General features: G+C 74.7%; 25 protein-coding genes. 15 read left to right on the top strand and 10 right to left on the bottom strand.

The genetic code is table 11. The annotated features are described in order from the left end of the window. Positions 1-74: 74 nt before the first annotated feature. Positions 75-1,868, bottom strand: a complete 1,794-nt coding sequence (locus tag QSK00_RS14750; protein ID WP_285591832.1) for an AMP-dependent synthetase/ligase — start codon at positions 1,866-1,868, stop codon at positions 75-77. Positions 1,869-2,045: 177 nt separating this feature from the next. Between QSK00_RS14750 and QSK00_RS14755 the strand changes: the two genes are divergently transcribed. From QSK00_RS14755 to QSK00_RS14780, 6 genes are all read left to right on the top strand, one after another. Continuing rightward, positions 2,046-2,513, top strand: coding sequence for a polyketide cyclase / dehydrase and lipid transport (locus QSK00_RS14755; protein WP_285591833.1), 468 nt, complete (start codon positions 2,046-2,048; stop codon positions 2,511-2,513). Next, entirely contained in the window at positions 2,510-3,310 is an 801-nt protein-coding gene (locus tag QSK00_RS14760; RefSeq protein WP_285591834.1) for a metallophosphoesterase family protein, read from the top strand. The genes QSK00_RS14755 and QSK00_RS14760 overlap by 4 nt, the downstream gene beginning before the upstream one ends. 97 nt (positions 3,311-3,407) lie before the next feature. Further along, positions 3,408-3,836, top strand: coding sequence for an SRPBCC family protein (locus tag QSK00_RS14765; RefSeq protein WP_285591835.1), 429 nt, complete (start codon positions 3,408-3,410; stop codon positions 3,834-3,836). After that, positions 3,836-5,074 (top strand): ArsA family ATPase, encoded by a 1,239-nt coding sequence (locus QSK00_RS14770; RefSeq protein ID WP_285591836.1) that lies wholly within the window; start codon positions 3,836-3,838, stop codon positions 5,072-5,074. Before QSK00_RS14765 ends, QSK00_RS14770 begins: the two co-directional genes overlap by 1 nt. A gap of 25 nt (positions 5,075-5,099) precedes the next feature. Continuing rightward, positions 5,100-5,864: a hypothetical protein gene (locus QSK00_RS14775; RefSeq protein ID WP_285591837.1), complete on the top strand. Its 765-nt coding sequence runs from the start codon at positions 5,100-5,102 to the stop codon at positions 5,862-5,864. Then, entirely contained in the window at positions 5,858-6,811 is a 954-nt protein-coding gene (locus QSK00_RS14780; RefSeq protein ID WP_285591838.1) for an ROK family protein, read from the top strand. Before QSK00_RS14775 ends, QSK00_RS14780 begins: the two co-directional genes overlap by 7 nt. Here QSK00_RS14780 and QSK00_RS14785 read toward each other — a convergent pair. Together QSK00_RS14785 and QSK00_RS14790 are read right to left on the bottom strand one after the other, a co-directional pair. Continuing rightward, positions 6,808-7,374 (bottom strand): hypothetical protein, encoded by a 567-nt coding sequence (locus QSK00_RS14785; RefSeq protein WP_285591839.1) that lies wholly within the window; start codon positions 7,372-7,374, stop codon positions 6,808-6,810. The genes QSK00_RS14780 and QSK00_RS14785 overlap by 4 nt on opposite strands. Next, positions 7,371-8,159 carry an alpha/beta hydrolase gene (locus QSK00_RS14790; protein ID WP_285591840.1) on the bottom strand — a complete coding sequence of 263 codons (789 nt, stop codon included), beginning with the start codon at positions 8,157-8,159 and terminating at the stop codon, positions 7,371-7,373. Before QSK00_RS14790 ends, QSK00_RS14785 begins: the two co-directional genes overlap by 4 nt. 234 nt (positions 8,160-8,393) lie before the next feature. On the opposite strand from QSK00_RS14790, the gene QSK00_RS14795 reads away from it, so the two are divergent. Genes QSK00_RS14795 through QSK00_RS14815 form a run of 5 tightly spaced genes read left to right on the top strand, consistent with a single transcriptional unit; the run spans position 8,394 to position 12,441 of the window. Then, positions 8,394-9,086: a lysophospholipid acyltransferase family protein gene (locus QSK00_RS14795; protein WP_285591841.1), complete on the top strand. Its 693-nt coding sequence runs from the start codon at positions 8,394-8,396 to the stop codon at positions 9,084-9,086. A 14-nt stretch (positions 9,087-9,100) separates the two neighbouring features. Beyond that, complete coding sequence (locus QSK00_RS14800) at positions 9,101-9,607, top strand: polyadenylate-specific 3'-exoribonuclease AS (protein WP_285591842.1); 507 nt, start codon at positions 9,101-9,103, stop codon at positions 9,605-9,607. A 29-nt stretch (positions 9,608-9,636) separates the two neighbouring features. Beyond that, positions 9,637-10,065, top strand: a complete 429-nt coding sequence (locus tag QSK00_RS14805) for a nitroreductase family deazaflavin-dependent oxidoreductase (RefSeq protein WP_285591844.1) — start codon at positions 9,637-9,639, stop codon at positions 10,063-10,065. A gap of 16 nt (positions 10,066-10,081) precedes the next feature. Further along, the gene (locus QSK00_RS14810; protein WP_285591845.1) at positions 10,082-11,035 is read left to right on the top strand and encodes an NAD(P)-dependent oxidoreductase; all 954 of its coding nucleotides are present in this window, start codon (positions 10,082-10,084) and stop codon (positions 11,033-11,035) included. 17 nt (positions 11,036-11,052) lie between these two features. Then, positions 11,053-12,441, top strand: coding sequence for a class II 3-deoxy-7-phosphoheptulonate synthase (locus QSK00_RS14815; RefSeq protein ID WP_285591847.1), 1,389 nt, complete (start codon positions 11,053-11,055; stop codon positions 12,439-12,441). Here QSK00_RS14815 and QSK00_RS14820 read toward each other — a convergent pair. After that, positions 12,438-13,637 carry a protein kinase domain-containing protein gene (locus tag QSK00_RS14820; RefSeq protein WP_352231141.1) on the bottom strand — a complete coding sequence of 400 codons (1,200 nt, stop codon included), beginning with the start codon at positions 13,635-13,637 and terminating at the stop codon, positions 12,438-12,440. The two genes, QSK00_RS14815 and QSK00_RS14820, sit on opposite strands and share 4 nt — an antisense overlap. Positions 13,638-13,745: 108 nt before the next feature. Between QSK00_RS14820 and QSK00_RS14825 the strand changes: the two genes are divergently transcribed. Then, entirely contained in the window at positions 13,746-14,105 is a 360-nt protein-coding gene (locus tag QSK00_RS14825) for an Rv2175c family DNA-binding protein (protein WP_285591848.1), read from the top strand. On the opposite strand, the gene QSK00_RS14830 is transcribed toward QSK00_RS14825, so the two are convergent. The 4 genes from QSK00_RS14830 to QSK00_RS14845 form a co-directional block, all read right to left on the bottom strand. Next, complete coding sequence (locus QSK00_RS14830) at positions 14,074-14,424, bottom strand: hypothetical protein (RefSeq protein ID WP_285591849.1); 351 nt, start codon at positions 14,422-14,424, stop codon at positions 14,074-14,076. The genes QSK00_RS14825 and QSK00_RS14830 overlap by 32 nt on opposite strands. Before the next feature lie 64 nt (positions 14,425-14,488). Continuing rightward, the gene (locus tag QSK00_RS14835; RefSeq protein WP_285591850.1) at positions 14,489-15,478 is read right to left on the bottom strand and encodes a phytoene/squalene synthase family protein; all 990 of its coding nucleotides are present in this window, start codon (positions 15,476-15,478) and stop codon (positions 14,489-14,491) included. Continuing rightward, entirely contained in the window at positions 15,475-16,953 is a 1,479-nt protein-coding gene (gene crtI / locus QSK00_RS14840) for a phytoene desaturase family protein (protein ID WP_285591851.1), read from the bottom strand. The genes QSK00_RS14835 and crtI overlap by 4 nt, the downstream gene beginning before the upstream one ends. Next, positions 16,953-18,080 (bottom strand): polyprenyl synthetase family protein, encoded by a 1,128-nt coding sequence (locus tag QSK00_RS14845; RefSeq protein WP_285591852.1) that lies wholly within the window; start codon positions 18,078-18,080, stop codon positions 16,953-16,955. Before QSK00_RS14845 ends, crtI begins: the two co-directional genes overlap by 1 nt. 132 nt (positions 18,081-18,212) lie before the next feature. Here QSK00_RS14845 and metF point away from each other — a divergent pair, with 132 nt between their 5' ends. After that, positions 18,213-19,100, top strand: a complete 888-nt coding sequence (gene metF / locus QSK00_RS14850; protein WP_285591853.1) for a methylenetetrahydrofolate reductase [NAD(P)H] — start codon at positions 18,213-18,215, stop codon at positions 19,098-19,100. A gap of 6 nt (positions 19,101-19,106) precedes the next feature. On the opposite strand, the gene QSK00_RS14855 is transcribed toward metF, so the two are convergent. Next, the gene (locus tag QSK00_RS14855) at positions 19,107-19,778 is read right to left on the bottom strand and encodes a DUF3153 domain-containing protein (RefSeq protein WP_285591854.1); all 672 of its coding nucleotides are present in this window, start codon (positions 19,776-19,778) and stop codon (positions 19,107-19,109) included. A 44-nt stretch (positions 19,779-19,822) separates the two neighbouring features. After that, the gene (locus QSK00_RS14860; RefSeq protein WP_285591855.1) at positions 19,823-20,512 is read right to left on the bottom strand and encodes a GNAT family N-acetyltransferase; all 690 of its coding nucleotides are present in this window, start codon (positions 20,510-20,512) and stop codon (positions 19,823-19,825) included. A 314-nt stretch (positions 20,513-20,826) separates the two neighbouring features. On the opposite strand from QSK00_RS14860, the gene QSK00_RS14865 reads away from it, so the two are divergent. Together QSK00_RS14865 and QSK00_RS14870 are read left to right on the top strand one after the other, a co-directional pair. Then, entirely contained in the window at positions 20,827-21,117 is a 291-nt protein-coding gene (locus QSK00_RS14865; protein WP_285591856.1) for a hypothetical protein, read from the top strand. Positions 21,118-21,144: 27 nt separating this feature from the next. After that, positions 21,145-21,675, top strand: coding sequence for an SAV_6107 family HEPN domain-containing protein (locus QSK00_RS14870; protein ID WP_285591857.1), 531 nt, complete (start codon positions 21,145-21,147; stop codon positions 21,673-21,675). Positions 21,676-21,677: the final 2 nt, after the last annotated feature.

Raw genomic sequence — 21,677 nt, forward strand, 5'->3', positions numbered from 1 at the left:
GCCCGCGACGAACGAACGGCACTCTCGCGCACATAGATGCTGCGAGAGTGCCGTTCGCTCGGAAGGGATCAGAGCTACTTCTGCGCGTAGACCGCCTCGATCTCGTCGGCCCGCTGGTCGGCGATGACGTTGCGCTTGAGCTTCATCGTCGGGGTCAGCTCGCCGGAGTCCTCGGTGAAGTCCGAGGTCAGGATGCGGAACTGGCGCACCGACTCGGCCTTGGACACGGCGTCGTTGCCGTCGTCGATCGCGGACTGGATCTCGGCACGGAGGTCGGAGTCCTCGACGAGGTCCTCCGCGGTGCTGCCGGACTTCCCGTGCTCCGAGGCCCAGTCGGGCAGGGCCTCCTCGTCGAGAGTGATCAGCGCCGCCACGTAGGGCCGGTTGTCGCCGACCACGAGGGCCTGGCTGACCAGGCGGTGGGCGCGGATGCGGTCCTCGATCACGGCGGGGGCGACGTTCTTGCCGCCGGCCGTGACGATCAGCTCCTTCTTGCGCCCGGTGATGGACAGGAACCCGTCGTCGAGCACGCCGATGTCACCGGTGTGGAACCAGCCGTCCTCGAGCGCGCCGGAGGTGGCCTCGTCGTTGTTCCAGTAGCCGCGGAACACGACGTCACCCTTGGCGAGCACCTCGCCGTCGTCGGCGATCGCGACGGTGATCCCGGGCAGCGGGCGGCCGACGGTGCCGACGCGGATGTCGCCCTCGGCGTTGGCGGTGATCGCCGCGCTGGTCTCGGTGAGGCCGTAGCCCTCGTGGATCGGCACGCCGATGCCGCGGAAGAAGTGGCCGATGCGCGCGCCGAGGGCGGAGCCGCCGGACACCGCGCCGCGGCACTGGCCGCCGAGGGCCGCCCGCAGCTTGGAGTACACGAGGGCGTCGAACAGGGCGTGCTTGCCCCGCAGCACGAGGCCGGGGCCGCCGGTGTCCAGCGACTTCGAGTAGTCGACGGCGGTGGCCTCGGCGAGGTCGAAGATGCGGCCCTTCCCGCCCTGGTAGGCCTTCTGCTTCGCCGAGTTGTAGACCTTCTCGAAGACGCGCGGCACCGAGAGCAGGAAGTCCGGCTTGAACCGGGGGAGCTCCGCGGAGAGCTTCGAGGTGTCCGCGAAGTGCCCGATCACGTAGCGCTGCTCCTGCGCGGCGAGCTGCACGACGCGGGCGAAGATGTGCGCGAGCGGCAGGAACAGCAGTGTCGAGTTGCCGGCCTCCATCATCGATCCGAAGGTGTCGCCGGCCGCGCGGACCTCGAAGAGCAGGTTGCGGTGGGTGATCTCGCAGCCCTTCGGGCGGCCCGTGGTGCCCGAGGTGTAGATCAGCGTCGCGAGGTCGTCGGCGCGGACGCCGGTGCGGCGGGCCTCGACGTCGGCGTCGGGGACGTCGCGGCCGGCCTCCTTCAGGGCGTCGACGGCGGGGGTGGAGCCGTCGATCTGCCAGACGTGGGCGAGCTCGGGCAGGTTCTCCCGGACCTTGTCCAGGGTCGCCCGGTGCTCGTCGGTCTCGATGATCACGCCGCGGGCGCCGGAGTCCGACAGGCACCACTCGTACTGCGAGGACGAGGAGGTCTCGTAGATCGGGAGGCCCGCGCAACCCGCCGTCCAGAGTGCGTAGTCGAGCAGGGTCCACTCGTAGCGGGTCCGCGCCACGATCCCGACGCGGTCGCCCGGCTCCAGACCCGCCGCCACGAACCCCTTCGCCACCGCGACCACCTCGTCGCGGAAGGCGCCGAAGGTGGTGGGCTGCCACGAGTCGTCGACCAGTCGGAGGTAGGCGGTGTCCTCCGGGTGCTCGTCGGCGTTCGCCCAGACCGCATCGGTGAGTCGGTCGTCGTCGGCGACCTTGGCCGACGCCGGCACGCTGTACTCCTGCACCCCGCACACACCCTTCCACCTCGACCGGGATCTCCTGCGACACCGGCTGGGCGAAGCCTAGGGGCCCCGGGGCCCGCCGTCACTACCCGACGGTATCCCGGACGAAACGGGCCAATCGGGCATCACGTCGGTCGGATCGGCGCTGCGACCGGCAGGGACGTCGGGCACGCTGTCGCGGTGGCCGCGCTGGACGTGATCGACGAGACGTTCGTGCTGGCCGAGCCCGCCGTGGTGGCCGCCGCGTTCGCCGACCCCGCCGACTGGCCCCGGCTGTGGCCCGACCTCGAACTGCACGTCTTCGCCGACCGCGGCGCCGCCGGCCTGCGCTGGTCGGTCACCGGTCACTGGGTCGGCAGCGCGGAGGTGTGGTGCGAGGCGGTCGGTGACGGGACGGTCGTCCACTGGTTCCTCCGCCTGGACCCGGCACCGGGGCCCGACGGCGGGTCCGCGCGGCGGCTGCTGCGCGGGCGGAGCGGCCCGGCGCGCGAGGCCCTGCGTCGGCAGCGGGCGGCCAAGGCCGTGGCGTTCGACCTCAAGGCGCGGCTCGAGGCGGACCCCGACGCGTCCGCCGGCTGGTCCCGTCGTCCGGGCGAGCCGACCCCGCCCCGGCCCGAACCCCCCGTCGCTCCGCTCGCCCCCACATGAGGGTGCACGTCGTCTCCGACGTCCACGGCAACAGCGCGGACCTGGCCCGCGCGGCCCGGGGCGCCGAGGCCCTGGTCGTCCTGGGCGACCTCATCGACTTCGTCGACTACGACGAGCCCACCAACGGCATCCTCGCCGACATCCTCGGCCCGGAGGCCACCGTCGAGTTCGCCCGGCTGCGCTCGCAGGGCGGTCCGGGCGCGCTGCGGGAGTTCACGGCGCGGCTCTGGGCCGACGTCGAGGACCCGCGCGCCACGGTGGACGCGGCCGTGCACCGCCAGTACGGGCGCATGTTCGCCGCCCTGGGCGCGGTCGAGGTGCCGGTGTGGCTCATGCCGGGCAACGTGGACGTCCCCGCGATGTGGCCGGAGTTCCTCGCCCGGTACCCGAACATCCGGGCGGTCGACGACGAGGTGGTCGAGATCGGCGACACCCGCGTCGGGTTCGTCGGGGGCGTGCCGCTGCCGGCCGGGGTGGAGCCGCGGGCGGGGGCGTTCCGGTCCTACATGCGGGGTGCGGCGGACTTCGCCGCGGCGGTCGAGGTCCTCGACGAGGTGGACGTGCTCTGCAGCCACGCCCCGCCCGCGATCGCCGAGCTCGCCTACGACGTGGTCGCCCGTACCCACGAGCTGACCTCACCGGCGCTGCTCGAACGGATCCGCGCCACCCGGCCCCGGCTCGCCCTCTACGGGCACGTGCACGCGCCGCTCACGCCGCGCACCCGGATCGGGCCCACCGAGTGCCTGAACGTCGGCCACTTCCGGCGACGCGGCACCCCGGCGGTCGCCCGATGGTGACCGACGTGACATCACGGCCGCCTCACACGTGCCCCGGGCGTGTCGAGGGTGACGGCGGGGCGAGCCGGGCGAGCGGGCGACGGTAACCTTCGGCGCCATGGCGGACGAGTCCACGCAGTCCATCTCCATCACGGCCGCACCCTCGGCCGTCCTGGACGTGATCGCCGACTTCCCCGCGTACCCCGAGTGGGCGGACTCGATCACCTCCGCGAAGGTCCTCACGCACGACGACGAGGGCCGCCCCGAGCAGGTCCGGTTCACGCTGGACGCCGGTCCCCTCAAGGACACCTACGTGCTCGCGTACGACTGGGTCGACGACGGCGTCACCTGGGACCTCGTGTCCGGGCAGATGCAGCGCGGCCAGCGCGGGCGCTACCGGCTCGCCGGCTCCGAGAAGGAGACCACCGTGACCTACACGCTGTCGGTGGACCTCGCGGTCCCCATGCCCGGCCTCATCAAGCGGCGGGCCGAGAAGAGGATCATGGACACGGCGCTGACCGGTCTCAAGCGGCGCGTGGAGGGCTAGTGCGGGTCCTGCTCTTCACCGGCAAGGGCGGGGTCGGCAAGACGACGACCGCGGCGGCCACGGCGGTGGCGCTCGCACGGTCGGGCCGCAAGGTCCTGGTGCTCTCGACCGACCCGGCCCACTCGCTCGGCGACGCGTTCGACGTGCCGCTCGGCGGTGAGCCGACCGAGATCGACGGCACGGCGCTGCCCGGCCTGTTCGCCGCCCACGTCGACACCCGCGCGCTGGTCGACGAGGCCTGGGAGCCGTTGCGTGCCCAGCTGCGCACGCTGCTGGCGGGCGCCGGGGTCGACGACATCATGGCCGACGAACTCACCGTGCTCCCCGGCGTCGAGGACCTCCTCGCCCTCGAGCAGGTCCGGCGGGCCACCGAGGACGGCCCGTGGGAGGTCGTGGTCGTCGACTGCGGCCCGACGGCGGAGACCCTGCGGCTGCTGAGCCTGCCCGAGGCGCTCGGCGGCTACCTGGAACGGCTCTTCCCCGCCCACCGGCGTGCCGTGCGCGGGGTCCTCGCGGGCCTGGCCGGCAGCGGGGCCACCGTCGCGAAGTGGGACGCGGCCGCCGCGTCGCTCTCCCGGCTCGCCGAACAGCTCTCCGGGCTGCGCGCGATGCTCGCCGACCGGTCGACCACCACGATCCGGCTCGTGCTCACCCCGGAGCGGGTGGTCGCGGCGGAGACCCGGCGGACGGTCACGGCGCTCGCCCTGCACGAGCTGCACGTCGACGGCCTCATCGCCAACCGGCTGGTGCCCGACGCCGGGACGGGGCGCAGTGCCGCGGTCGCGTGGCTGCGGGTCCGTCGCCGGGAGCAGGAGGACGTCCTCGCCGACCTCGCCGAGCTGACGGCGGGCACGGGCGTCGGGGTGCGGACGGTGGCCCACCGGGCCGGTGAGCCCGTGGGGGTCGCCGAGCTCGCCGAACTCGCCGACGACCTCTACGGCGACGACGACCCGCTCGAGGGCGCCGCCGTCCGGCCGTTGATGGAACTGCGGCGCACCGCCGGGGAGGGGACCTCGGTGGACAGTGAGTACGCCCTGGACCTGCAGGTCCCGGGCATCGGCGACGGCGAGGTCGACCTCGCCCGGATCGGGGACGACCTCGCGGTGACCGTCGGGGGCCGCCGCCGCACCGTGGCGCTGCCGCCGGTGCTGCGCCGTTGCGAGGTCACGGGCGCGGAGCTCGACGACGACGTGCTCTCGGTCGCCTTCCGTCCGGACCCCGCGGTCTGGATGCGATGAGCGCCCGGGGGAGCGGGGGGAAGCCATGACGACGGACGCCGACCGGGCCGCGCGGGAGCGCCTCGCCCAGGAGGCCCGCGCGACCGCGACGACCCTGCTCGACTGGGTCGGCACGCGCGTCGAGAGCACCCGGGCCGACAGCACCCGGACCGACGGCACCCGCGCCGAGCCCGGCGAGCGACCGCGGCAGAGCCCCGGCCCCTGCACCTGGTGCCCGGTGTGCGCGCTGGTCGCCGCCCTGCGCGGCGAGCAGCCCGAGCTGACCGCGACGCTGGCCGAGCAGGCGTCGGGCCTGCTGGTGCTGCTGCGCCTGCTCGTGCAGGCCCACGCCACCGGCAGCCACGACCACCACGACCACCAGGGCCCGTCGCCGACCGCCCCGTCGCCGACCGCCCCGTCGCCGACCGCCTCGTCGCCTGCCGCCCCGCAGGACGTGCCGGGCACGCCCGTCCGGCCGGCGGAGTGGGGCGCCCCCACCTGGCCGGCCGACGTCCCGTGGGACGTCGCCCCGCACGCCACCTTCGACCCGGCGCCCCCCGCCCGCGACGCGCCGCCCGAGTCCCCGGCCGAGGACGCGCGGACGGCCCCCGACCGGCCCACCGGCCGTCGGGGACCCCGACCCAGCCCGCGCCGGGCGCCGGGAGCCCCCGCAACCGACGTCGAGGAGCCCGTCGTGACGGCCGCGCCTCCGGAACCCGTGGTGACCGGACCCGTCGTCCGGAACCCGGCGACGGGCACCCGCCGCGGGGTGCAGCGCATCCCCGTGCGTCGCCGGCCGCGCCCGTGCTGACGGTCGGGGTCGACATCGGCGGCACCACGGTCAAGGCGGGCCTGGTCGCCGGCGACGGGACGTTGCTCGCAAGCCGCGTGGCCGCGACGCCACGGCAGTCCGGCGAGCTCGACGAGACGGTCGCGAAGCTCGTCGCGCACCTCGCCGACGAGGCCCGCGCCGACGGCCGGGAGGTCGGGGCGGTGGGGCTCGCGGTCGCCGGGTTCGTCGACCCGGACCGGCGCTCGGTGTCCTTCGGGGCCCACCTGCCGTGGCGGGACGAGCCGGTCGTCGACCGGATGACCGAGCGGCTGGGCCTGCCGGTCACCCTCGAACACGACGCGAACGCCGCGGGCCTCGCCGAGCACCGGGTCGGGGCGGCGCGGGGTGCCCGGGTCGCGGTGCTCGTGGCGCTCGGCACCGGCATCGGGGCGGCCCTCGTCATCGACGGTCGCGTGTTCCGCGGCGCCTACGGGGTCGCGCCCGAGCTGGGCCACGTCGTCGTCGTGCCCGGCGGTCGGCCCTGCCCCTGCGGCAAGCGCGGCTGCCTGGAGCGCTACTGCAGCGGCACCGCCCTCGGCGCGAGCGCCGACGAGCTGGTGTCGGCCAGCGAGGACTTCTCGACGCTGCGCGCCACGTGGGAGCGGGGCCTGCCGCTGTCGGGGCGCGACGTCGCCCACGCCGCGGCGGGTGGCGACGCCCTGGCCCGCCGGGTGGTGGCGGACTTCGCGGCGTGGCTGGGCCGGGGCCTCGCGCTCGTCGCGGACACCTTCGACCCCGACGTCGTCGTGATCGGCGGGGAGGTCTCGGCCTCGTCGGCGGTCTACCTCGACGACGCCCGCGCGGTCTACGCCGCCGAGGTCACCGGGCGCGGCCACCGGCGCCTGGCCGACGTGCGCGCCGCGGTCCTCGGCGGGGACGCCGGCATGATCGGCGCCGCCCTGGACGCGGGGGAGCGGGCGCTCTAGATCGTGCCGTCGGGGTCGTCGGACTCCGACGGCCGTCGCATCCCGACCACGAGCCAGCCCAGCCCGGCCGCCATGGCCAGCAGGCCGGGCACGATGCCGAGGCCGGCGATCCCGCCGACCAGGGCGGGCAGTGCGAGGAGCACGACGCCGGCGACGAGCAGCAGCAGCCCGAACAGGCTGGACATCCCGATCTTCGGCAGCGGGGGCGGCTCCGGCGGGACGAAGTGCTCGTCCTCCGCGCGCGCCGGGGCGTGGGGCCGGTGCGCGGCGGGCGGCGGCGTCGGGGTCACGGGCTCCGGGGCGGGTGTGAAGAGCTCGTCGGAGGGCCGCTCGGGGTGCGCCGACGGCTGTCCCTGCGGCGGGGTGGCGAGCCCCACCCCGGAGGAGGGCCCGTCGTCGGGGATGACGGGCCAGCGCGGGGCGTCCGCGGCGGCCCAGTCGGCCACGATCGCGGCGAACGCGGCGTCGACGTCGGCGGGCTCGGAGAAGCGCCGGGCGTCCGCGGGGAGGCCGGAGCCCGCCTCGTCACGTCGGGCGGCGTCCTCGGGATCGGGAGTGCTCATACGGGGTTCCCTGCGTCGGCGCGGGCGACTCTGGCGGCATCGAGCCGGCGGGCGAACTCGGTGCTGCCGGCGAAGATCGTGGGGGCGTCGTGGTCGAGCGTGGCCACGTGGAAGCTGTCGTGCAGGACGACCTCGGTGGCGTCGGTGGTCGACACCCCGTCGAGGACGAGCTGCGCGTTCACCGGCTCCACCACGTGGTCGTCGGTCGAGCGGTAGAGCAGCACCGGGCTCGTCACCCGGGGGAGGTCCTCCCGGACCACGGACCACAGCTCGGTGAGCGACACGAACGCCTTGAGCGGCACCCGGTCGTACCCGAGCTCGGTGACTCCCGGCTTCGCGACGTCGTTCGCGACCCCGGGCGCCCAGGGCCACAGCCGAGCGAGGTAGCGGGCGAACGCGGCGTCGCGGCGCAGCGTGGTCACCGAGGGGTTGACCAGGCAGATCCCGGTGATCCGGTCGCCGTACTCCTCGGCGACGCGCAGGGTCAGCGTGCCGCCCATCGAGAGCCCGAAGACGAACACCGAGCGGTACCGGTCGAGCAGGTCGTCGACGGCGCGGGTGATCTCCCCGTACCAGTCCGGCCAGCGGGTGGCCTGCATGTCCCGCCAGCGCGTGCCGTGCCCCGGCAGCCGCGGGCCGCGCACGGCGATCCCCTCGGCCGCGAGGTGCTCGCCCCACGGCCGCATGCTCTGCGGCGAACCCGTGAACCCGTGGGAGAGCACGACGCCGATCTCGGCGCCCTCGGGGTCGGCGGAGAACGGCTCCGCCCCGGGCATCACCGGCACTGCGCCTCCACGACGATCAGGCCTCCACGACGGGGATCGTGGGCGCGACGACGGCGCCCGTCCCCATCGTGGCACGTCCCACACCCCGGCGGTACGTGCAGGTGCTCGATCCGGTGGTGGTGTCGGCGACCGGTCGGTGTGGGTCGGTGTGGGTCCGGCGACGCGCTGTCGTTGTCCCCGGGCGCCGCGGCTCCCTACGCTGCGACATCCGAGGGGTCCGGAGGAAGGGGAGCGTTGCTCTACTGGTTGATGAAGTGGGTCTTCATGGGACCGCTGATGCGTGCGGCGTTCCGGCCCGAGGTCCGCGGGGCGGACAACCTCCCGCGCACCGGCGGAGCGCTGGTCGCGTCGAACCACCTCGCGGTGCTCGACTCCTTCGTCCTCCCGCTCATGGTGCCGCGCCGGATGGCCTTCCCGGCCAAGGCGGAGTACTTCACGACGCCGGGTCCGGTCGGCACCCTGCAGCGCTGGTTCTTCACCGGCATGGGACAGGTCCCGATCGAACGGGGCAACGGGCGGGCCGCCCGCGCCGCCCTCGACACCGGGATCCGGGTGCTGCGCGAGGGGCGCCTGTTCGGCATCTACCCGGAGGGCACCCGTTCGCCCGACGGCCGGCTCTACAAGGGCCGCACCGGGGTGGCGCGCATGGCACTCGAGGCCGGCGTGCCGGTGGTGCCCGTCGCGATGATCGGCACGGACCGGGCCAATCCCGTCGGTTCCCGCTTCTGGCGCCCGGTGAAGATCACGATCGTGATCGGGAGCCCGCTCGACTTCTCCCGTTACGCCGGCATCGCCGACGACCGCCAGGTCGAGCGCGCGATCACCGACGAGGTGATGGACGCCATCCTCGAGCTCTCCGGGCAGGAGTACGTGGACGTCTACGCCTCCAAGGCGAAGGAGAGCGCGGGCGACTCCGCCGCGGCCTGACAGAATCCGGGTCCGTGGCACGGATCTTCTACGACTGCGAGTTCATCGAGGACGGGACGACGATCGACCTCGTCTCCCTCGGGGCGGTCGACGAGGACGGGCGGGAGTTCTACGCGATCTCCCGCGCGTTCGACCCCATGAAGGCGGGCCCCTGGGTGCGCAAGAACGTGCTGGACAAGCTCCCGCCCTCGTCCGACCCGGCGTGGCGCAGCCGCCTGCAGCTGCGCGAGGACTTCCACGCCTTCGTGACGGCGGGTCCGGGTGCGGTGGAGCTGTGGGCCTGGAACGCGCCGTACGACCACGTGGTGGTCGCCCAGCTGTGGGGGGCGATGCCCGACCTGCCGCGCAACCTCCCGCGCTTCACCCGCGACCTGCGCCAGCGCTGGGACGACGTCGGGCGCCCCGAGCTGCCGCCCGCGCCGCCGGACGCCCACGACGCCCTCGCGGACGCCCGGCACAACCTCGTCAAGTGGACGGTGATCGACGAGATCTGGCGCGCACGGATGGGCGAGCCGGAATGACCGCCGCCGGAGCGGGGTTCCCTACGCCCATGAGCGAGCAGGTGGAGACCAGCCCGACCGACTGGGTGCGCGAGCAGATCGAGCAGATCCAGGAGACGGGGACGACCGAGGGCATCACCGTCAAGGGATCGCCGATCGTCCTGATGACCCTGCGCGGCGCGAAGACCGGCAAACTGCGCCACACGCCGGTGATGCGCGTCGAGCACGACGGGGACTACGCGATCGTCGCGTCCAAGGGCGGGGCGGACGAGCACCCGACCTGGTACCACAACATCGTCGCGAACCCGGAGTTCCCGATCCAGGACGGTCGCGAGACGAAGACCTACCGCGCCCGCATCGTCGAGGGCGAGGAGCGCGCGCAGTGGTGGGAGCGGGCCGTCGCCGCGTACCCGCCCTACGCCGACTACCAGGAGGCCACCGACCGACAGATCCCGGTGTTCGTGGCCGAACCGGTCTAGGGCGAGGATCCGGGGCGTGCGCATCGGACTGGTCGGCGGCGGCTTCCCGGAGGTCCGCCGGTGTCTCACCGCAGCCCTGGCGGAGCTCGCGATCCCCGAACTCGGCGATGTCGAGCTCGTCGACGTCCCGCACGCGGCACCGGTGGCCGCCGACGTGCTGGCCCCTCTGGGCAGCACGGTCGACGGCCCGCTGATCGACGCGTGCGGGGCGCGGCTGGTCCAGCAGTTCGGCGTGGGCGTCTCGGGGGTGGACCTCGAGGCGGCCCGCGCCCGCGGCGTGCCGGTGGCCAACGTGCCCGGCGGCGGGTCCGGCAACGCCACCGCGGTCGCCGAGATCGCCCTGCTGCTGCTCCTGGCGCTCCTGCGCCGGTTCGAGGAGGCGCGGGCGGGCGTGGCCGAGAAGGCCGTGGGGTCGCCCATGGGCCTCATGCTGCGCGGGCGCACGGTGGCGGTCCTCGGCACCGGCGACATCGGGGTCGAGGTCGCCGTGCGGCTGCGCGCGTTCGGGGTCCACGTCGTCGGCATCGGGCGACGCGAGGCCGCCGACTACCCGGCGGCCGCCGCGGTCGTCGACGAGTACCGCCGCGGCGACCTGCCCACGGCACTGGCGGGCTGTGACGACCTCGTGGTCGCCTGCCCGCTGACGGAGCAGACGCGGGGGGTCGTCGGCCCGGCGGCGCTCGCGGCGCTGAACCCGGGCGGGCACGTGATCAACGTGGCGCGCGGGCCCGTCGTCGACCGCGAGGCCCTGCTGGCCGCACTCGCCTCGGGCCGGCTCGCCGGGGCCGGCCTGGACGTCACGTGGGTGGAGCCGATCGACCCGCACGACGAGCTGCTCGAGCACAACGTGGTGGTCACGCCGCACGTCGGCGGGATCACCGAGGAGTCCTACGCCGGGATGGCCCGGGGCTTCGTGACGAACGTCGGCCGCTTCGTCCGGGGGGAACCGATCAGGCACCGCGTCGCGTGACAGTAGGCTGAACCCCCGTGTGGTCCGTCGATCTGCCCGTGGATGCGCTGCCCGGTCTGCCGCCGTTGCCCGCCGAGCTGCGGGAGCGGTTGGACGCGGCGTTGTCGAGGCCGGCGGCGCAGCAGCCGGCGTGGCCGGACGCGTCGGCGGTGGCCGACGCGCGCACGGTCCTCGAGCACGTCCCGCCGATCACCGTCCCGGCCGAGATCGACCGGCTGCGAGGGCAGCTGGCCGCGGTCGCCCGCGGGGAGGCGTTCCTGCTGCAGGGCGGGGACTGCGCGGAGACCTTCGCCGACAACACCGAGCCGCACCTGCGCGGCAACATCCGCACGCTGCTGCAGATGGCGGTGGTGCTGACCTACGGCGCCTCCACCCCGGTGGTCAAGATCGGGCGGATCGCCGGGCAGTACGCCAAGCCCCGCTCCTCCGAGGTCGACGCGTTCGGGCTGCCGTCCTACCGCGGGGACATGGTCAACTCGCTGGCCGGCAACGCCGAGCTGCGGGTCCCGGACCCGGGCCGGATGATCCGCGCCTACGCCAACGCCTCCGCAGCGATGAACCTGACCCGGGCGTTGACCAGCGGCGGGATGGCCGACCTGCACGAGGTCCACGACTGGAACCGGGAGTTCGTCGCGAACTCCGCGGCCGGGGAGCGCTACGAGGCCGTCGCCGCCGAGATCGACCGGGCGCTGCGGTTCATGTCCGCGTGCGGGGTCACCGACCACTCGCTGCACTCCACCGAGATCTACGCCAGCCACGAGGCCCTCGTGCTGGACTACGAGCGGGCGCTGCTGCGCCTGGACTCCACCCGCCGCGACGACCCCCGCCTGTTCTCCCTCGGCGCGCACTTCCTGTGGATCGGGGAACGCACCCGCGCCCTCGACGGCGCCCACATCGCGTTCGCGGAGCTGCTGGCCAACCCGATCGGGCTCAAGATCGGCCCGGGGACCACCCCGGAGCAGGCCGTCGAGTACGTCGAGCGGCTCGACCCGAACCACGAGCCCGGCCGGCTCACCCTGATCTCCCGGATGGGCGCGGGGAAGGTGCGCGACGTGCTGCCCGGGATCGTCGAGAAGGTCACCGCCTCCGGGCACCAGGTGATCTGGCAGTGCGACCCGATGCACGGCAACACCTACGAGGCCACCACCGGGTTCAAGACCCGCCACTTCGACCAGGTCGTCGACGAGGTCCAGGGGTTCTTCGAGGTCCACCACCGCCTGGGCACCCACCCCGGCGGCATCCACGTCGAACTCACCGGCGAGGACGTCACCGAATGCCTCGGCGGCGCCCAGGAGATCTCCGACACCGACCTCGCCGGCCGCTACGAGACCGCCTGCGACCCCCGCCTGAACACCCAGCAGTCCCTCGAACTCGCCTTCCTCATCGCGGAGATGCTGCGCAACTAGGGCGTTCCGAGGCCCCAGCCGACGACGCCCGACGCGACGCTGACGGCGATCACGGCCAGGATCCACGCGACGAAGATCCGTCGGGACCGGATGCGGTCCCGACGGCGGGCGTGCCGCTCCACGCGGTCCACCACGTCCGCGTTGCGGTCCGCTCTCGACGGCGGGTCCGGTTCCTCCTCGGACTCCGGGTCCGGTGCGGGGGGCGGGTCGTCGACCGGCGCGCGCGGCGTCGGGCCGGTGAACACGCGGGTGCCCGTGTGCGGGGGCGGCGCGGCCGTCGTCCGGCGCTTCCGGGGCGGCTCGACCGGCGCGAACGGCAGCGACTCCTCCCGTCGCGCCCGGCGGGCCTGCTCCAGGAAGGCGGTGGCGCCGTCGAGGCGGTCGTCGGGATCGCGCCGGGTGGCGGCGACGACGAGCCGGTCGAGGGCGCGGGGGATGCCCGGGGCGCGGGTGGACGGCGCCGGCACGTCGACGTTCACGTGCCGGTAGGCGACGGCGAGGGCGGTGTCCCCGCCGTGCGGCGGCACGCCGGTGAGCAGCTCGAACAGCACGACGCCGGCCGCGTAGACGTCGCTGCGCGCGTCGGTGCGGCCGTGCTGGACCTGCTCGGGCGCGAGGTAGGCGGCGGTGCCGAGGATGAGGTCGTCGGAGGTCGACCCGCCGGTGTCGAGCGAGCCGTCGGCGGCCCCGTCCCAGGCGGCGGCGACCAGCCCGAAGTCGGCCACCTTGAGCTGCCCGGTGCTCGACACCAGGACGTTCTCCGGCTTGACGTCCCGGTGCACCATCCCCATGCGGTGCGCCACCGACAGGGCGGCGAGCACCTGTTCGACCACGGTCAGGGCGGTCGCGGGGGCGAGGCGGACCTGCTCGCGCAGGACGTCGCGCAGCGTGCCGCCCTCGACGAGCTCGAGGACGAGGAAGATCGTGCCGTCGGCGTGGCGCCCCTGGTCGTGCACCGCGACGATCCCGGGGTGCGAGAGCCGCGCCGCGGCCCGCGCCTCCCGCTCGAAGCGGCGGACGAACACCGGGTCGTCCGCCAGCGACGGGTCCATGATCTTGACCGCGACCGGACGGTCGAGGCGCAGGTCGGTGCCACGGTGGACGGTGGACATCCCGCCGCGCGCGATCACCTCGCCGACGCGGTACCGGCCGTCGAGGACCGTGCGGGCGGTCCCCGGGGCGGTGTCGCGCGGCATGGCTGGATGCTAGGCGCGCGGGCGGCGGCGCGTCCGCGCCGACGCGCGGGGTCGCGTCTCCCGTGAGACTGATGTGTGCACGCTGGCGCTCTGGCACAGTGTGCTCCGATGACCGCCGCACTGACCGCTCTCGTGGGTCGCGAAGTCGACGCCCTGACCCTCGCCGAGGCCGGCGAGCGGCTCGGCGTGCCCCGCACCCGTGTCAGCCAGATGATCAAACAAGGCCAGCTCCTCGGGGTCCGCGAGGGCGACAAGTGGATCGTCCCCGCCGCCTTCCTCGTCGAGTCCGGGGTGGTCAAGGGCCTGCCGGGCCTCATCACCCTGCTGCGCGACGGCGGCTACACCGACGCCGAGATCCTCCGCTGGCTCTTCCAGGAGGACCCCACGCTGCCCGGTGCACCCATCGAGGCGCTGCGCTCGGACCGCGGTGGGGAGGTCAAGCGCCGCGCCCAGGCGATGGCGTTCTGAGCCCGGTCCTCCCCAGCAGGGTCCCGACGACGGGTGCCAGGGCCGCGGTGCGCCGCGGCCCCAGGGTGCGCAGCAGACCGGTCACGACGGCGGGCCCGTGCCAGGCGCGCACGCGGTCGGTGCCGTCGACGACGTCCACCGCGACGAGCGTCGGCGCGTGCGGCGGCTCCGCGCCGTAGACCTCGGTCCGCCACTGCTGCACGCGGTAGTCGCGCAACGGTAGGACCTCGAGCCCGCGCACCCGTCGTCGGACCTCGGCGGCGACGGCGCGGCAGCGGTGGCAGTCCGCGTCGAAGGCGAGGACCAGCTCGTCGGGCACGCCCCCACCCTGGCTGAGCGAACGGCACCTTCGCAGCATCTATGTGCCCGAGAGTGCCGTTCGTTCACCGGGTACGGCGTCGTACCCCCGGCCGGTGCCGGGCCGCGACGGCGCGGAGCAGGCCCGGGCCGGCCACGGCCGCCCGGCGGGCGTTGCTGACGACCACGCGGTGGGCGAGCACGTCGTAGTCCGCCGCCACGATCTCGTCGAGGATGCCGCCGTAGAGCACGGAGGCGGTCCGGACGCACGGCCGTGAGACGGGGTCGAGCAGGGCGATCCCGGCGTCGGCCCGGCGGTACATCGCGCGCGTCCGGGCCACGAGGTGGGCGATCGCGCGGCGGACGCGGTCGTCGGTCCGGCCGTGCTCGCGGCACCAGGTGAGCAGCTCGCGGTCGACGCCGAAGGCCGCGAGCTCGTCGGCGGGCAGGTAGACACGTCCGCGGTCGAGGTCCTCGCCGACGTCGCGCAGGAAGTTGGTGACCTGGAAGGCGACCCCGAGCGCCGCGGCCGAGGGCTCCGCCTCCTCGCGGGGGACGACGGTCCCGAGCACGGGCAGCACCTGCAGCCCGATGACCGCGGCCGACCCGTGCACGTAGACCGCGAGGTCGTCGAACGTCGGGTAGTCGGTGACGGTCAGGTCCATCGCCATCGAGTCCATGAAGTCCTCGAGGTGGCGGTGGTCGATGCCGTAGCGGTCGACGGTGTGCGCGAGGGCGGCGACCACGGGCTCGTCGTCCAGGACGTCCCGCTCCCCGGACAGCGCCACCCGCATCCGCGCCCGGATCTCCTCGATCCGTGCCACGACCTCCTCGACGGTGGCCGCGCCGGGGGCGTCGACCACGTCGTCGGCCATGCGCGCGAAGCCGTACAGCGCGTGGATCGCGGGCCGCTGGGCCGGGGTGAGCAGCCGGGTCGCGAGGAAGTACGTCCGGCCGTGCTCGGCGTTCAGGGCGCGGCACCGGGCGTACGCGCCGCGCAGGGCGGGCGTCGTGATCCCGGCCGCGTCCAGCTCGACCGCCGCCCCGCGGGGCGGGGTAGCCAGATCCGTCGTCACGAACGCATCCCGGCGATCCGCGCCGCCGCGAGCTTGCCGGAGACGACCACCGTCGGGACGCCGACCCCGGGGGTGGTGCCGCAGCCCGCGAGGAACGCGTTGTCGAGCCCGCGGAGCCGGTTGCCCGACCGGAACGGGCCGGTCTGGGCGAACGTGTGCGCCGCGGAGAACGGCGTGCCCGCGGCCATGCCCATCCGGGCCCAGTCGGCGGGGGAGATGCGGTGCTCCGCGACGACGTGCCCGTCCAGGTCGATCCCGCGGCCCGCGAGGACGCCGAACAGCTCGTCCCGGTAGCGAGGGGCGATCCGGTCCCAGTCCAGGTCCGGTGCGCTCGCCAGGTTCGGGCAGGGCGCGAGGACCGAGACGTAGTCGCCGCCGGCAGGGGCGAGGGAGGGATCGGTCGTCGTCGGGCGGGTGACCAGCAGCGACGGGTCGCGCATCAGGCGTCCCTCGGTGATGATCTCGTCGAAGGTCGACGCCCAGGCGTCGCCGAAGGAGATCGTGTGGTGGCCCAGATCCGGCTGCGGCCGGTCGAGCCCGAGGTGCACCACGAAGGCCGACGGCGACCAGCGCAGCGGTACCGCCCGCCGCGGTCGACGGCCGACGAGCTCGTGGACCGCCGGCAGGTCCGGCGTCAGGACGACGGCGTCGGCCGCGATCGTCCCGCCGGTGGTCTCGACCGCGGTGACCCGGCCGCCTTGCTGCTCCAGGGCGGTGACCTCGGCGCCGTACCGGAACTCGACCCCCGCGGCGGCCGCCGCGTCGGCGTAGGCCTGGGGGAGCGCGCGGACCCCGCCCTTCGGGAAGTAGACGCCGGCGATCGTGTCCATGTAGGCGATGACGGCGTACGCCGCGAGCGCGCGGGCCGGCGGCACCCCGGCGTAGAGGGCCTGGAACGAGAAGATGCGGCGCAGGCGCTCGTCGTGGATGAATCTCCCGACGCGCGGACCGAGGCGACCGAAGCCGCCGAGCAGGCCCAGCTTGACGAGGTCGCGGGAGACGACGTCGAGCGGCGAGTCGAAGTTGGCGTCGATGAACGTCGCCATCTGGACCCCGTAGAGCTCGGTGAGCCAGTGCCGCAGCCGCCGGTACCCCTCCGCGTCGCGGACCGAGACCTTCTCCCGGATCTCCTGCTCCATGGCGTCGCCGTCGGTGTGGACGTCGATCGAGGAGCCGTCGGCGAAACGGGCGTGGTAGGCGGGGTCGAGGCGGACCAGGTCGAGCCGGTCGCCCAGCTTCTCGCCGACCGCGCGCAGGGGCTCCTCGAGCAGGTCCGGCATCGTCAGGACGGTCGGCCCGGTGTCGAGCCGGAAGTGCCCACCGTGGCCGTCGGGGAGGTCGAGGCGTCCGGCGCGCCCGCCCGGGAAGGCCTCCCGCTCGACGACGGTGACCTCGCGGCCCGCGCCGCGCAGGTGCAGGGCGGCGGTGAGCCCGGCGAGGCCGGCACCCACGACGACGACGTGTCCGTCGGCCATCAGAAGGTCCTCCGCGTGGCCTTGGCCGCGAGGGCGGTGAGCCGCTCGCGGGCCTCGGGCTCGATGTCGGCGGTGGTCAGGGCGTCGAGCGCGGACGTGGTCAGCGTGGTGATGCGCTCCTCCACCTCGTCGACGACACCGAGCTCCTGCAGGGCCCGGCGGGCGGCGTCGACGTCGGCGGCGGTGAGGTCGTCGCGGCCCAGGGCGTGCTCGACGGGAGCCGCGGCCGCGCGGTCCGGGTGCCGGCGGGCAAGGGCGACCAGCAGGGTGCGCTTGCCCTCGCGCAGGTCGTCCCCGGCGGGTTTGCCGGTCACGGCGGGGTCGCCGAAGACGCCGAGGAGGTCGTCGCGCAGCTGGAAGGCGATGCCGAGGTCGGTGCCGAAGCGACGGTAGGCGGCGACGAGGTCGGCGTCCGCGCCCGCGAGCGCCGCGCCCAGGTGCAGAGGTCGCTCGATGGTGTAGGCCGCGGTCTTGTACCGGCTGATCCGCAGGACGCCCTCGGGGGTGGCCTGGTCGGTGGCGTGGCCCACCACGTCGAGGAACTGTCCGGTGAGCATCTCGGTGCGCATGGCGTCCCACACCGCGGCCGCGCGGGCGAGCGTGGGCGCGTCGAGGCCCGAGGCGCGGAGCATGTCGTCGGACCAGGCGAGCGCGAGGTCGCCGACCAGGATGGCGACGGCGGCCCCGAGCCGGTCCGAGGCCCCGATCCAGCCGCGCTCGGCGTGACGCGCGGTCCACCGCGAGTGCACGGTCGGGATGCCGCGGCGCAGGTCGGAGTCGTCGATGAGGTCGTCGTGCACGAGGGCGCACACCTGGACGAGCTCGAGCGCGGACACCGTGTGCAGCACCACGTCGGGCGTGGGGTCGGGGCGCTCGGCCCCACCGGCCCCGCGCCACCCCCACCAGGCGAAGGTCGGTCGCAGCCGTTTGCCGCCACCGAGCGCCATCGCCGCGAGGTCGTCGACCGCGTCCACGAACTCCGGTGCGAGGTCCGCGCACGTCTCGCGGCGACCCTCGAGGTAGCGGGCGAGCTCCGCGGTCACCGCCGCCGGCAGGTCCGCCTCGATCTCCTCGAGCGCCCCCTGCGACGTCGTGTCCTGCGCGGACAGCGTCCGGCCTGCGGTCATCCGATCTCCTCCCGCCGTCGGCGATCGTCAGCGTAGGGAACCCGCGCCGGACCGGCTGGGCGGGCGCAAGCCCTCGCGTCGACCGTCACACGAAAGCCCCACACGCGGCGCCCGTACACGTATGGTCACCGGATGGCCACTGTCATGGAGCGGATCCAGCGTGGGACGCCGACCTTCTCGGTGGAGTTCTTCCCCCCGAAGACCGACGAGGCGGAGCGCACGCTGTGGAACACGGTGCGCTCGATCGAGCCCTTGGACCCGGCGTTCGTCTCGGTGACCTACGGCGCAGGGGGGTCCAGCCGGGACCGCACCGTCCGCACCACCGGGCGGATCGCGACCGACACGACCCTCACCGCGATGGCCCACCTCACCGCGGTGGACGCCTCGATGGACGACCTGCGCCACGTCATCGGCTCGTACGCCGAGGCCGGCATCTCCAACGTGCTCGCGATCCGGGGCGACCCCCCGAACGACAAGGACGCCGAGTGGGTCCCGCACCCCGCCGGGTTCTCCTACACCGAGGAACTGGTCCACATGGTCCGGCGCCTCGGCACGTTCTGCGTGGGCGTCGCGGCGTTCCCGTACCTGCACCCGCGGTCGGGGGACGAGGACTCCGACACGCGCTTCTTCGTGCAGAAGGTGAAGGCGGGCGCGGAGTTCGCGATCACCCAGATGTTCTACGACGCCGACCAGTTCCTGCGGATGCGGGACCGGATCGCCGCGGCCGGCTGCGAGATCCCGATCATGCCGGGCCTGATGCCCATCACCAACCCGAAGGCGATGGAGCGCGGCGCCGACTTCTCCGGTGCCGCCCTGCCGGCGGCGATGACGGAACGGCTCGAGCCGCTCGTCGACGACGCGGCCGCCTTCCGGGAGGCCGGCATCGACCTGTGCGTCGAGCTCTCCCAGCGGATGTACGACGAGGGCGTCGGCAACATCCACTACATCAGCATGAACCGGCACCCGGCCGTCGTGGACGTGGTGCAGCGCCTCGGCGTGGCGGCGACCCCCGCCGTCTGACCCGCGTCAGCGGCGCGCCCGCCGGTCCACCCGGGGGCGTGTCGCGGCGGCGAGGGCGAACACCACGGCGGCCGCGACGAGGACGACCGCGGTGAGCAGCAGCGCCCAGCTCACCCACGACGGCGCGTTGGGGTCGGGGTACTCGGCGACGGCGTTCACCTCGCCGACCTCGCCCGGGGTGAAGGTCCAGCTCACCACCCCCTGCGACAGCGTGCCGTCGGTCTGCCGGACGGCACCGGGGAAGGCGATCTTCAGCTGGACGTCGGCGCTCTCGGGCGCCACCCGCGTCAGGTCGACCTGCCCGGAGAGCACCACGCGGTCGCCCGCGCGGCGCAGCTGGAGCCGGATCGCCGACGACGTGGTGGGGCTGAGCTGGGGGAGCAGCCGCGAGACGTCGTCGAACGAGAGGTCCTCGAACACGACGTGCGACCCGACGTACCCGTCCTGCTCGTAGCGCGTGACGGTGACGTCGCCGGACAGGTCGGACGGCACCTGCAGCGGCGGACCGTTGCCCGCGGGCGTGCCGTCGGGCGTCCCGATGTCGATCGTCCCCGAGACCGTGTCCTCCGGCGAGACCGCGAGCCCGGCACGGACCCGGACACACCCGGTGCCGAGCAGGGCGACCAACGTCAGGACGACGGCCAGCAGGACGAGGGAGCTCCGACGGCGGGTGGGCACGCCGACATCGTGCCAGGCGGGTCCGACGGTCTCCGGCCGACGCGTCAGGGGCGGTCGGCGGGCTCGAGGGGGAGGGTCCGGCCGAGGACGGCGAACGGGCGCGGGTCGCTGGAGAAGCGGTGGTGGCGCAGCAGGTCGCGGAACCCGCAGCGGCGGTAGAGCAGCCAGGCGCGGGTGGGCACCGGGGCCTCGGGGGTCGACAGCAGCACGTGGCCGGCGTCGGCACGGTCGAGCAGGCGGCGCAGGAGCGCCTCGCCGAGGCCGTGCCCCTGGGCGTCCGTGCGCACGTGCAGCTCGGTCAGCTCGAAGTAGTCACCGAGGTAGCTCTCCGGGTCGTCGTCGAGCGGCCACGGGTCGAGGTCGGGGACCTCGGTGTGCGCGGGACCGTCGCCGAGGAGGCGCCCGAGCCCGCTGCCGAACAGTCCTCCGGCGGTGCCGCGCGCGGGTCGGGTGGCCCGCCGCAACCCGCGCCGGACCTCCTCGTACCACCACTGGCCCGGGGCGCCCGGGTAGCCGTAGGCGATGCCGCGCAGGGTGTCGTCGGCGTCGACGGCCCCGACCGCCCGCCAGCCCACCCGGCGGGAGTGCTCCAGCCACATCGGGGCCCGCTGGCGGGCCGTCCCGGCGGGGTAGCCCATCGCGCGCACGTAGAGCTCGAGCGCCTCGTCGAGGCGGTGACCGAGGTCCGCGGGGTCGAGGTCGACCAGGTGCGGGTCCTCCGGTGCGGCGGTCACCGGGCGACCCACGGGGCCGACCCGGCCGCACGGGCCGGTGCCACCGACTCCGGCGACGCCACTGCCTCCCGGTCCATCGGGCCATCTCATCACGCCGGGCGTCGCGGATCACGCCCACTCCCGGACGACTTGACGTCCGCGGCGGCGCAGGGTTCACTCGTGGCAGTCGAACACGTGTTCGACAGGGCCGGTCGGCGGGGCGTGGGGAAGCGCCCCGTCGGCCGCGCCGGCCGCCGGCTTCCCCACGGTGGCAGGCATGGTCCACCCCTGCACGAGGTGGGGGTGGGGAGGAACGCGCCGCCCGTGGAGGACGCATGGTTCGCAGCCCGTCGCCGGTCCAGGTCCGGTGCGTCGACGGGGACCCCGTCGAGTTCCACCGCCGACCCAACCGACGGGACAGCCACTACCTGGTCACCGAGGTCCAGGAGCGCTGGATCGAGGAGTCGCGGTGGCCCTTCCGGTCGGCCATGCCGATCGGCGGGGACCGGTGCCGGTGCTGGCGGGTGCTCGCCCGTCGCTCGGACGAGCCCCACCTGCCGGCCAGCGAGTTCGTCCTGCGCATGCGCTCCGGTCCGGGGGTCTGGGACCTCCGCTGGCTGACCTGATCCATCCCACCGTCCGAGGAGAGTCCCGTGAGCACCCCGACCACCTGCACCACCGGCGACCTGTTCGACACCGGCGCCGCCGCGTCCGCTCCTGCCCCGAGGCCCCGCCGGGCGCCCGTCACGGCGCACCGGGGTGAGGGCCGGCGCCGTCCCTCGTCCGCGCCCCGCCCGCCGGCGCCGCCGCCGTCCCGGTCGGTGGTGTCGCTGCTGGGGGCGGCCCGGGAGGGCCTCCGGGAGGCGCAGGGGGCGGCGACCCCGGCGGAACGCTTCCGGCTAGCCCACCTCGCGGCGCTGCGGTCGGCGGCGGCGGTCCTCGCGGTGCGCGCCACCGCGCGGCGCTCGTCGCGGCCGACCGATGCCTGGACCCTGCTGACCTCCGTGGCGCCCGAGTACGGGGAGTGGGCGGCCTTCTTCGCCGCGCACTCGTCCACCCGCTCGGCCGTCGAGGCCGGGGCGACGCGGTTGGTCGGCCAGCGCGACGCCGACGACATGGTGCGCCAGGCCGACCTCTTCCTCGCCCTCGTCACGCGGACGGTGGCAGGCCTGCGGCCGCTCTGAGG

Source organism: Actinomycetospora sp. NBRC 106378, assembly GCF_030269685.1.
Classification (GTDB): Bacteria; Actinomycetota; Actinomycetes; order Mycobacteriales; family Pseudonocardiaceae; genus Actinomycetospora.

Coding starts and splice junctions, on each gene's coding strand:
- QSK00_RS14760 (WP_285591834.1), top strand. CDS start 2,510: ATGAGGGTGCACGTCGTCTCCGACGTCCACGGCAACAGCGCGGACCTG.
- QSK00_RS14765 (WP_285591835.1), top strand. CDS start 3,408: ATGGCGGACGAGTCCACGCAGTCCATCTCCATCACGGCCGCACCCTCG.
- QSK00_RS14775 (WP_285591837.1), top strand. CDS start 5,100: ATGACGACGGACGCCGACCGGGCCGCGCGGGAGCGCCTCGCCCAGGAG.
- QSK00_RS14785 (WP_285591839.1), bottom strand. CDS start 7,374: ATGAGCACTCCCGATCCCGAGGACGCCGCCCGACGTGACGAGGCGGGC.
- QSK00_RS14805 (WP_285591844.1), top strand. CDS start 9,637: ATGAGCGAGCAGGTGGAGACCAGCCCGACCGACTGGGTGCGCGAGCAG.
- QSK00_RS14820 (WP_352231141.1), bottom strand. CDS start 13,637: ATGCCGCGCGACACCGCCCCGGGGACCGCCCGCACGGTCCTCGACGGC.
- QSK00_RS14825 (WP_285591848.1), top strand. CDS start 13,746: ATGACCGCCGCACTGACCGCTCTCGTGGGTCGCGAAGTCGACGCCCTG.
- crtI (WP_285591851.1), bottom strand. CDS start 16,953: ATGGCCGACGGACACGTCGTCGTCGTGGGTGCCGGCCTCGCCGGGCTC.
- QSK00_RS14845 (WP_285591852.1), bottom strand. CDS start 18,080: ATGACCGCAGGCCGGACGCTGTCCGCGCAGGACACGACGTCGCAGGGG.
- metF (WP_285591853.1), top strand. CDS start 18,213: ATGGCCACTGTCATGGAGCGGATCCAGCGTGGGACGCCGACCTTCTCG.
- QSK00_RS14865 (WP_285591856.1), top strand. CDS start 20,827: ATGGTTCGCAGCCCGTCGCCGGTCCAGGTCCGGTGCGTCGACGGGGAC.